This window comes from Microvirga arabica (assembly GCF_016811235.1).
Lineage (GTDB): Bacteria > Pseudomonadota > Alphaproteobacteria > Rhizobiales > Beijerinckiaceae > Microvirga > Microvirga arabica.
Genome location: NZ_JAFBID010000167.1, coordinates 1 through 2,556, shown reverse-complemented (window position 1 = coordinate 2,556; position 2,556 = coordinate 1). Strand labels below are relative to the sequence as shown.

The following is a 2,556-nucleotide window of genomic DNA, read 5'->3' as shown; positions in this document are numbered from 1 at the left end:
CCCATGGGGCCCGCATGCACCGGCACGGTCTCGCCGTCCTTGATCTCACCGGAGAGGATGAGCTCCGCCAGCGGATCCTGCACGTGCTTCTGGATCACGCGCTTCAAGGGCCGCGCCCCATAGGCCGGATCGTAGCCCTTGTCGGCGAGCCAAGCCCGCGCCTCGTCGTCGAGCTCCAGGGTGATCTTGCGATCGGTGAGTAGCTTCTGCAGGCGGCCGAGCTGGATGTCCACGATGGCGCCCATCTCCGAGCGCTTCAGCCGGTGGAACAGGATGATCTCGTCCACGCGGTTGAGGAACTCGGGCCTGAAGTGCGAGCGCACCACGCCCATGACCTCGTCGCGCACCTCGTCGGTGTCATGGCCCTCCGCCTGGTTCACCAGATATTCGGCGCCCAGGTTCGAGGTCATGATGATGAGCGTGTTGCGGAAGTCCACGGTGCGCCCTTGCCCGTCCGTGAGGCGTCCGTCGTCGAGCACCTGGAGCAGCACGTTGAACACGTCCGGATGCGCCTTCTCGATCTCGTCGAACAAGACCACCTGGTAGGGCCGGCGGCGGACGGCTTCGGTCAGCGCACCGCCCTCCTCATAGCCCACATAGCCGGGAGGCGCGCCGATGAGCCGGGCCACCGAGTGCTTCTCCATGTATTCCGACATGTCGAGGCGCACGAGCGCGGTCTCGTCGTCGAACAGGAAGCTGGCCAGCGCCTTGGTGAGCTCCGTCTTGCCGACGCCTGTCGGGCCGAGGAACATGAACGACCCGATGGGCCGGTTCGGATCCTGCAGCCCGGCGCGGGCCCGGCGCACCGCGGTCGAAACCGCCGCCACCGCCTCGGCCTGACCGACCACGCGCTTGGCGATCGCCTGCTCCATCTGCAGCAGCTTCTCGCGCTCGCCTTCCAGCATCTTGTCCACGGGCACGCCGGTCCAGCGCGAGACGACACCAGCCACGTGGTCGGGCGTCACCGCCTCTTCCATCAGCCCGCCGCCATCGGCATGAGCCTCGACATCGGCCAGCTGCTTCTCCAGCCCCGGAATGACCCCGTAGGAGAGCTCGCCAGCCTTGGCCCAGTCGCCGTTGCGCTGTGCGGTTGCCAGCTGGTTGCGGGCCTCTTCGAGCTTCTTCTTGAGATCGGCCGCGGTGCCGAGCTTGTCCTTCTCGGCCTTCCAGCGGGCGGTGATCGAAGCCGACTGCTCTTCGAGCTCCGCCAGCTCCTTGGTCAAGCGCTCCAGGCGGTCGCGCGAAGCCGCATCCGTCTCCTTCTTCAGCGCTTCCTGCTCGATCTTGAGCCGCACGATCTCGCGGTCGATGTTGTCGAGTTCCTCGGGCTTCGAATCGACCTGCATGCGCAGGCGCGAGGAGGCCTCGTCCACGAGGTCGATGGCCTTGTCCGGCAGGAACCGGTCGGTGATGTAGCGGTTCGAGAGGGTGGCAGCCGCAACCAGCGCCGAGTCGGTGATGCGCACGCCGTGATGCTGCTCGTACTTCTCCTTGAGGCCGCGCAGGATCGACACGGTGTCCTCCACCGTGGGCTCGCTCACGAAGACAGGCTGGAAACGACGCGCCAAGGCTGCGTCCTTCTCCACATGCTTGCGGTACTCGTCGAGGGTGGTCGCGCCGACGCAGTGCAGCTCGCCGCGGGCGAGCGCAGGCTTCAGCAGGTTCGACGCATCCATGGCGCCATCGGCCTTGCCGGCGCCGACCAGCGTGTGCATCTCGTCAATGAACAGGATGATGCCGCCTTCAGCCGACGTCACTTCGCTGAGCACGGCCTTCAGCCGCTCCTCGAACTCACCGCGATATTTCGCGCCGGCGATCAGCGCGCCCATGTCGAGCGCCAGCAGCTGCTTGTCCTTGAGGCTTTCCGGCACGTCGCCGTTGACGATGCGCAAAGCGAGGCCTTCGACGATGGCGGTCTTGCCGACGCCGGGCTCGCCGATGAGCACCGGATTGTTCTTGGTGCGCCGCGACAGCACCTGGATGGTGCGGCGGATCTCCTCGTCGCGGCCGATCACCGGATCGAGCTTGCCGTCGCGGGCCGCTTCCGTGAGATCGCGCGCATATTTCTTCAGCGCATCATAGGCGTTCTCCGCCGTCGCGTTATCGGCGGTGCGGCCCTTGCGCAGGGTGTTGATGGCGGTGTTGAGGCCCTGAGCGGTCACGCCGACCTGCGCCAGGATCTTGCCTGCCTCCGAGTCCTTCTCGACGGCCAGCGCCAGCAGCATCCGCTCGACGGTGACGTAAGAATCGCCCGCCTTCTCGGCCGCCTTTTCGGCGGTGTCGAAGAAACGCATCAGGTCGCGGGTGGCCTGGGGCTGCGCGGCGGAGCCGGAGACCTTCGGCTGCTTGGCGAGCCATTGCTCGACCGCCGCATGGGCGTCGCGGGAGCGCCCGCCCGCCCGGTCGATGAGGCCGGCGCAGAGGCCTTCCGGATCGTCCAGCAGGACCTTCAGCACATGGCCCGGCGACAGCTGCGGATGGCCTTCCCGCATGGCAAGATTCTGCGCAGCCTGAACGAAGCCCCGGGCACGTTCGGTGTATTTTTCGAAATTCATC

At 66.7% G+C, this 2,556-nt stretch carries 1 protein-coding gene; it reads right to left on the bottom strand.

The window, feature by feature from the left end; translation table 11 throughout:
• Window positions 1-2,555 (bottom strand): ATP-dependent chaperone ClpB (gene clpB / locus JQC81_RS32135; protein ID WP_203275817.1); only part of this gene is annotated, 2,555 nt, incomplete at its 3' end.
• Between the last annotated feature and the right edge of the window lies 1 nt (window position 2,556).